Origin of the sequence: Capnocytophaga sp. oral taxon 336 str. F0502 (assembly GCF_000411575.1) — a bacterium.
GTDB lineage: Bacteria > Bacteroidota > Bacteroidia > Flavobacteriales > Flavobacteriaceae > Capnocytophaga > Capnocytophaga ochracea.
Genome location: NZ_KE150489.1, coordinates 153,802 through 160,823 on the forward strand (window position 1 = coordinate 153,802; position 7,022 = coordinate 160,823).

At 39.1% G+C, this 7,022-nt stretch carries 8 protein-coding genes; all 8 read right to left on the reverse strand.

The window, feature by feature from the left end:
* Nucleotides 1-134 precede the first annotated feature (134 nt).
* Nucleotides 135-1,214, reverse strand: a complete 1,080-nt coding sequence (locus HMPREF1528_RS04095; protein ID WP_016478752.1) for an isochorismate synthase — start codon at nucleotides 1,212-1,214, stop codon at nucleotides 135-137.
* 20 nt (nucleotides 1,215-1,234) lie between these two features.
* On the reverse strand, nucleotides 1,235-2,980 hold the full coding sequence (locus HMPREF1528_RS04100; RefSeq protein WP_016478753.1) for an ABC transporter ATP-binding protein: 1,746 nt from the start codon (nucleotides 2,978-2,980) through the stop codon (nucleotides 1,235-1,237).
* A gap of 68 nt (nucleotides 2,981-3,048) precedes the next feature.
* Nucleotides 3,049-3,678 carry a trimeric intracellular cation channel family protein gene (locus tag HMPREF1528_RS04105; RefSeq protein WP_015782820.1) on the reverse strand — a complete coding sequence of 210 codons (630 nt, stop codon included), beginning with the start codon at nucleotides 3,676-3,678 and terminating at the stop codon, nucleotides 3,049-3,051.
* A 47-nt stretch (nucleotides 3,679-3,725) separates the two neighbouring features.
* The gene (locus HMPREF1528_RS04110; protein ID WP_016478754.1) at nucleotides 3,726-4,379 is read right to left on the reverse strand and encodes a hypothetical protein; all 654 of its coding nucleotides are present in this window, start codon (nucleotides 4,377-4,379) and stop codon (nucleotides 3,726-3,728) included.
* Nucleotides 4,376-5,002, reverse strand: a complete 627-nt coding sequence (locus HMPREF1528_RS04115) for a hypothetical protein (RefSeq protein WP_016478755.1) — start codon at nucleotides 5,000-5,002, stop codon at nucleotides 4,376-4,378. The genes HMPREF1528_RS04110 and HMPREF1528_RS04115 overlap by 4 nt, the downstream gene beginning before the upstream one ends.
* Nucleotides 5,003-5,037: 35 nt before the next feature.
* Nucleotides 5,038-6,345 carry a tRNA (N(6)-L-threonylcarbamoyladenosine(37)-C(2))-methylthiotransferase MtaB gene (gene mtaB / locus HMPREF1528_RS04120; RefSeq protein WP_016478756.1) on the reverse strand — a complete coding sequence of 436 codons (1,308 nt, stop codon included), beginning with the start codon at nucleotides 6,343-6,345 and terminating at the stop codon, nucleotides 5,038-5,040.
* Between the two features lie 30 nt (nucleotides 6,346-6,375).
* Nucleotides 6,376-6,735, reverse strand: a complete 360-nt coding sequence (locus HMPREF1528_RS04125; RefSeq protein ID WP_009411378.1) for a hypothetical protein — start codon at nucleotides 6,733-6,735, stop codon at nucleotides 6,376-6,378.
* Nucleotides 6,736-6,829: 94 nt separating this feature from the next.
* Nucleotides 6,830-7,022: hypothetical protein (locus HMPREF1528_RS12700; RefSeq protein ID WP_198010002.1), on the reverse strand; the 193-nt coding region annotated here is incomplete at its 5' end.

A 7,022-nucleotide genomic window follows, 5' to 3' on the forward strand; every position in this document is an offset into this window, starting at 1 on the left:
ACAGCTTGGGGAAAGTCGTGTTCTGTAGAATTTTGTCTCCCACAGCTTGGGGAAGGTCGTGTTCTGTAGAATTTTGTCTCCCACAGCTTGGGGAAGGTCGTGTTCCGCAGAATTTTACTCAAAACACTTTTTTCCTATTTTTCAACAGAAATTACCGATTTCATTGTTTGTGTTTTGTTCTGTGTTTCCTCATATTCTTTTTCGGGCACAGAGTCTTTAGTAATTCCTCCTCCCACATATAGGTAAGTTTGCTCTCGTTCTATCTGCATACAACGCAAATTCACATAGAATGCTTGGTTATTGTTGGACACCCAGCCACAATAGCCTGTGTAATATTGCCTTTTATAAAGTTCGTTTTCTATAATAAAGGTGCGAGCTTCCTCAGTAGGATAACCACAGACGGCTGGTGTAGGGTGCAGACGTTTTATTAACTCATATACTTTATCAGGAGCTATCTTCCCTTTTATTTTAGTACATAAATGCATCAAACTACCTGCTTGCACAGTTTGAACTGCTGAAACTTCAAGTTCATTAACATAATCTTGTAACTGTTGCACGATGGTATCAGTAACTATTTGCTGTTCTTCTTTTTCCTTAGTATGCCAATGCATCTCACCTTCTTTAAAAGGTTGTGTACCTGCCAATGCCATTGTGCAAAAATCTTCGCCATTACTGCGGAAGAGCGTTTCGGGCGTAGCAGCCATCCAAGTTCCTACTTTTGGGTGATAAAACAAATAGCAAAATGCCGAAGGGTATCGTGTTACCATATTGGCAAAGCTCTTAAACGGATTTACCACTTCTTTGATAGTTATCTTGCGCGAAAGAACCACTTTCTCAAAATGACCTCTGTGTATCTCATCAATAGCTTTGGTTACTAAATCTATGTGCTTTTGTTTTTCAGCTTCGGTATCTTCTAAAATATCAATATTAGTATTTTCTACAATCCATTGTATAGGCAAATGGCTTACGGTAACTTTGTTAGCAGTGATAATAACAGCAGGTTCGTTAGCATCGAAAGGAGCGAAAACAAATCCCTCTTGTTCTTCTTTATCAGTGTTAAAAAAATGAAGTGTATCATCTTCTTGTTCCAACAATATTACTGAAGTGTGATAAGGGGGCTTGTAGCACACAAAAGGTAAGTGTTCAGCATATTTGTGCTGTACTTGTTTAAAAAGTTCTTCAAACGAAATATAATCTTCAGTTTCTATTTTCATAAGTTAAATCACATAACAGCTTATATGGTTTGTGTATCGTAAAAGGCTTTAAAAGCACCATTTTGTAGCAATAGTTCTTCTTTGGTACCTTGTTCTACTAATTTTCCTTTGTCGAGCATCAGTATTTTATCGGCGTATTTAGTGATAGACACACGATGACTCACTATAATTACGGTTTTACCTTTTAAGGTATCGCGCAAATTAGTTAAAATCTTCTCTTCGGTATCGGTATCTACGGCTGATAAACAATCGTCTAACAAATAAATTTCGGCTTCTTTGAGCAATGCTCTTGCGATAGCTACTCGTTGGCGTTGCCCGCCACTGAGTGATACCCCGCGCTCTCCAAGCACCGAGTCGTATTGATGGGTGAACTCTGTAATATTGTTGTGTACCACTGCTTTTTGGCAGGCTTCTATTATCTGTTCTTCGGTAGCATTTTTATTGCCAAAACGCAGATTGTTGCGAATAGTGTCCGAAAACAAAAAGTTCTCTTGTGGCACTACCGAAATAGCTCTGCGCAAGCTGTGTAGATTCAATTCTCTTACGGGTTTGCCTCCTATCAGTACTTCACCCTGATTTGCATCGTACATACGTGCAATGAGATCTAACAGTGTAGTCTTACCACTACCAGTTTTACCTATAACGGCTACTGTTTGTCCTGCTTCTATATGGAAAGATACGTCTTTGAGAGCTTCTATCCCCGTATCTTCATAACGGAAAAATACTTTATCAAATGTAATATCTCCTTTAATAGGCGTAAGCTCTCCTACCTGATTGCGTATCTGAGGTACTTCGGAAAGGAACTCGTTGATGCGCTTTTGCGAGGCTTCCGCTTGTTGTACAATAGAACTTACCCAGCCCACTGTAGCCACAGGCCAAGTGAGCATCATCACGTAAATACTGAACTCTACAATTACTCCAATAGATTGTATTTCACCGGTGTAATAGAGCTTTCCCCCAATAAAGATTACAAAGATAAGGCTCAATCCTATCATCAGTATCATTGTAGGGATAAAAAAAGCCTGTATCTTAGCGAGCTTGATGTTTTTCTGACGACCGTCTTCGGCGAGTACTGCTAATTGCGCATCGGTAGCCGCCTCGTTATTATACGATTTTATCACCCCGATACCCGAGAAAGTTTCTTGTGAAAAAGTAGAAAGGTCGGATAGGTAGGCTTGTACCTTCATCGTTTCGATATTAATCTTTTTGCTCATTTTGTAGATAAGCAAAGAGAGAATAGGCAATGGGATAAGGGTGTAGATAGTAAGTTTGGGAGAGATGATAAACATTAGCGGAATTACGCAAGCAAAAAGTGTAATAGTTTGCACACTGTACATAATAGCAGGACCTGCGTACATACGTACTTTCGATACGTCCTCGCTGATACGGTTCATCAGGTCACCTACTCGGTTGCGTTTGTAGAAGCTAAGCGATAGCTGTTCGTATTTTTTAAATATCTCGTTTTTCATATCGTATTCGATGTAACGAGATACATTGATGATAAGCTGACGCATAAAGAACATCAGCACCGCCGATATGATAGTTGTACCGATGATAATAAGCGCGTATTCTATAAGTAAGGAAATCATTTGTGAGGCATCTTTGTTAGCCGATTTAGCAAAGTCCTCAATGGCTGCGATAGAGTTTTTTACATATCGCGGCATAAAGAGTGAAAACACTCGCGACACTATGGTAATAAGTATCCCAAGTAGTAAGTAGTATTTATATTTATAAAAATATTTACGTATATGTCTCAGATGTGCCATTGGCTTAAATTCTCAATCAGAGTGCAAAAGTAATAAATAATGAGCAAATAACAATAGAAACTCAACTATTAAAACTTCGGCAACTCCCAATGGTATTTTACCGATAGCAATCGCACAGCTATAACTACTATTATGGTAATAAATACTACTAAGTTGTGATTTACAAAGTTATCAATAAGGAAATAAACAGTACCTCCTGCTATGCAAGCCGTTGCGTAAATCTCTTTGTGGAAGACAGCAGGTAGTTTGTTGGCTAATATATCCCGAATAACTCCTCCGAAGCTACCTGTCATCGTACCTAAGATAATAGCAATAGTAGGCGACAAGCCAAAACGCAATGCTTTTTCTATCCCGATGATAGTGAACACCCCCAGCCCTATAGTATCAAACACCATCAGCGATTTGCTCCAATGCTCAGAGAATTGCTTTTTGAAAACAACAGTAATCACTACACTAATGACTATCATCAATATATACGTAAGGTTGTTCATCCAGAATACCGGTACACTGCCTATCATAATATCGCGGAGCGTCCCCCCTCCTACTCCTGTTACAAAGGCTAAAATGAGCATTCCAAATATGTCCATACGGCGTTCTAACCCCACTAACACGCCCGAAATACCAAATACAGCCGTTCCTATTAAGTCCCAGAGATAAATCTGATCTATCTGCGATAGTACATTGATAAAATCTTCCATTCTAAGTTTTATTTTAATTTTTGTAACTTGTCACACTTCTCTTAGCATTAATGCCAAATCTCCAAAAGTCGCCAAGTGTCCCCTACTGGTACAAACACAAACGCAATAGCTTTTTCCGTATTTTTACAACATACCCCATCAGGATAATAACTAAAAGTATAGGTTTGCAGGGCATTGATATCATCGGTGAGTAACTCTTCTTCGGTAAGAAGTACACTGCCGTCTTTCTGTACCAACAAACGCATTAAAGGTTCTGCCAAATGCTGTTGCCTAAACGCCATATCAGTAGTGAATTGCTTGAAGAAAGCGGGAAACTGCTTTTGCTGGTCTACCAGCTGTTTAGTTTGCTTTTCCATTTCGGCATAAGGTAATAAGCTACCGTCCTTTCGCTGTAAGAATACCTGTTTGCAATCATCTTTAGCTACACAAAAAGTGTACAAATGTATATCGGCATAAGGCAATTGGCTCAGCAACTGATAGCGGTAATACGCTTTACTATCTTGTTGCAAGCTATCTTGCACCCAATAGGTGCGATTACTACCCGCAAGACTTTCTATCTGTTGTATTTTAGCTTTTACTTCTGCTAATTCGGCAACTGTTTGCTTTGCAGTATCGGCATTGCAAGATTTTTTGAAGCCTATAACGGAGTTATCGCAGGAAAAAAGCAGTAGAGATAGGGTAATTGTTAAAAGGATTTTCATCTTTCAGATATTACTTTTACTTTATAATCCAACTTATCTACATTTATGTTTTCAGGAATCATAGGCAAAGTATCCATCTTTTCAAAAAACAATTCATAGCCACACTTACTCTCAAAAATATCAGGCTCATTTACATCTAAAAAGCCTAATACTTTTACCCCGTAATTACCTGCTGGAATATCAAATCTATCTCCTGTATCTCCATTTAGTTCTCCTCCTTCTACATTAGGTTGAGGATTTAGACTTTTTTCTGTAGCAAAATCGGAATAATTACTTTCATAATCCCAATTCATTATCATAAAGATATCTTCCACAGCTAATCTTCCGCTTTTTACTTGTAGAGGTAATGAGACTTCTTTTTTAAAAACTACCCATTCGGTAGGAATTTCACTTTTGGTAGTTGTGTTTATGAGTATTTCATAATCAAAAGGCTCTATATTATAGATAGGTAGTAATATTCCTCGTTGGATACTTTCCTCTCCTATAGTAGGATTATTGATGAAGTATTTCAGTAAATCGTCATCTTCTATTCCTTTTTCAAGTACAAATTCTTGTAGTACTACTGGATCGAAGAGTACAAAACCAGGGAATTCTAACATTAATTCTGTTTTATAGTGTACCATTGTTGTTTTATTATTTTTAAATTTCTTTGTTCTACTTATACAAATTCAAATCTTACCATTCCGTCTGCATCTATCTTAGTGAGCTTTACTTTGTGCAATGTATTCACTAAGGAAGGATCCCACGGGGCTTTTACCTTTACATAATTCTCAGTAAATCCGTGAATGTAACCCTGTTTGTTGTCGCTCTCAAAAAGCACAGTCTTCTCTTTCCCCAGCTGACTCGTATAAAAGGCATTGCGTTTCTTTGCCGAGAGTCCACGTAACATCTTACTGCGTTTAGCGCGTACAGCATCGGGCACTACCCCGTCCATTAGCACCGCCTCAGTATTGTCGCGCTCGGAATAAGTAAATACGTGCAGATACGAGATGTCTAAATCATTCAGGAAGTAATACGTTTCCAAGAAGTGCTCATCGGTCTCCCCCGGAAAGCCTACAATTACATCTACCCCTATGCAAGCATCGGGCATCACTTCGCGTATTTTGGCTACTCTACTCACATAAAGCTCACGCAGGTAGCGGCGTTTCATCTTTTTGAGAATTTCATTACTTCCACTTTGTAACGGAATGTGAAAGTGAGGCACAAAGCTCTTAGATTGCGCTATAAAGTCGATTGTTTCGTCCTTAATGAGATTCGGCTCAATTGATGAGATACGCAGGCGTTCTATGCCTTCAACCTTATCAAGGGCTTGCACAAGTTCCAAAAAAGTATGCTCGTGCTTTTTGTTGCCAAATTCTCCCTTGCCGTAATCACCTATGTTCACGCCCGTAAGCACAATTTCTTTGATACCTTTATCCGAGATTTTCTTAGCATTAGCAATGATATTTTCAATAGTATCACTGCGCGAAATACCACGTGCCATCGGTATGGTACAGTAAGTGCATTTGTAGTCGCAACCGTCCTGCACTTTTAGGAAAGCCCTCGTACGGTCTCCGATAGAGTAGCTCCCCACATAGAAATCAGTTTCCGAAATCTCACAGGAGTGTACCACACCCTCATTGTTTTTGGTAAGGTCGTCGATATATTGGGTAATGTTAAACTTTTCTTTTGCTCCCAACACCAAATCCACCCCATCTACCGAGGCGAGTTCTTCGGGTTTCAGCTGGGCATAACAACCCACTGCCGCCAAGAATGCCTTAGAGTTTGTTTTCAGTGCTTTACGTACGATTTGTTTGAATTGCTTGTCAGCATTTTCAGTTACTGAACAAGTATTGATTACATATATATCAGCGGGTTCGTCAAAATCTACGCGCTGGTAGCCTTCTTCTTCAAAGCTCCGCGCAATGGTTGAAGTCTCCGAGAAGTTGAGTTTGCAACCCAAAGTATAAAATGCTACTTTCTTCATTATTAATTGTCAATTATCAATTGTCAATTGTTAATCGTTAAAAAATTCTCTCTCTAAAAAATACTGTACAATGGCTTTTTTCATCAGTATGGTTTGTTCACCAGGCTTTAGGTCAGGGAGGTTTTGCACCAAACGGTAATGAGGCCAGCCGTCAGGGTCTGTAAATTCGTATTGGTAATAGCCAAAGGGTTCTAAGAGCTTACAAATGCCAATGTGCATCAAGTCTACTTTCTCATCTTTGACGTAAGTGCGTCCCAATTGTCCCAATTCTTGTACCCCGATGAGGTAGATAATCCCATCTATCCCCAATGTTTCTCCTTCGGTAAAAGTATCGGAAAGGCGTTGTACCACCTCTTCCCAACGGGCTTTTAGTAGCTCGTGTTCGGTCATAATAAATTCATTTTGGGTGCAAAAGTACAAAAAAAAATCATATTGCAAATTCGTGCTACATCTGCCTTACCTCCATCTTATCCCCTCTTTAGTTCTACTTTATCGTCGTTCTTTGTTCGTCTTTTGTTCGTTCTCTGTTCGTCTTTTGTTCGTCTTTTGTTCGTTCTCTGTTCGTCTTTTGTTCGTTCTTTGTTCGTCTTTTCTTCGTCTTTTCTTCGTCTTTTCTTCGTCTTTTCTTCGTCTTTTCTTCGTCTTTTCTTCGTCTTTTCTTCGTCTTTTCTTCGTCT

Excerpts from the sequence above, each read along its gene's own strand:
- HMPREF1528_RS04095 (WP_016478752.1), bottom strand. The coding sequence starts at position 1,214 with ATGAAAATAGAAACTGAAGATTATATTTCGTTTGAAGAACTTTTTAAA.
- HMPREF1528_RS04100 (WP_016478753.1), bottom strand. The coding sequence starts at position 2,980 with ATGGCACATCTGAGACATATACGTAAATATTTTTATAAATATAAATAC.
- HMPREF1528_RS04105 (WP_015782820.1), bottom strand. The coding sequence starts at position 3,678 with ATGGAAGATTTTATCAATGTACTATCGCAGATAGATCAGATTTATCTC.
- HMPREF1528_RS04110 (WP_016478754.1), bottom strand. The coding sequence starts at position 4,379 with ATGAAAATCCTTTTAACAATTACCCTATCTCTACTGCTTTTTTCCTGC.
- HMPREF1528_RS04115 (WP_016478755.1), bottom strand. The coding sequence starts at position 5,002 with ATGGTACACTATAAAACAGAATTAATGTTAGAATTCCCTGGTTTTGTA.
- mtaB (WP_016478756.1), bottom strand. The coding sequence starts at position 6,345 with ATGAAGAAAGTAGCATTTTATACTTTGGGTTGCAAACTCAACTTCTCG.
- HMPREF1528_RS04125 (WP_009411378.1), bottom strand. The coding sequence starts at position 6,735 with ATGACCGAACACGAGCTACTAAAAGCCCGTTGGGAAGAGGTGGTACAA.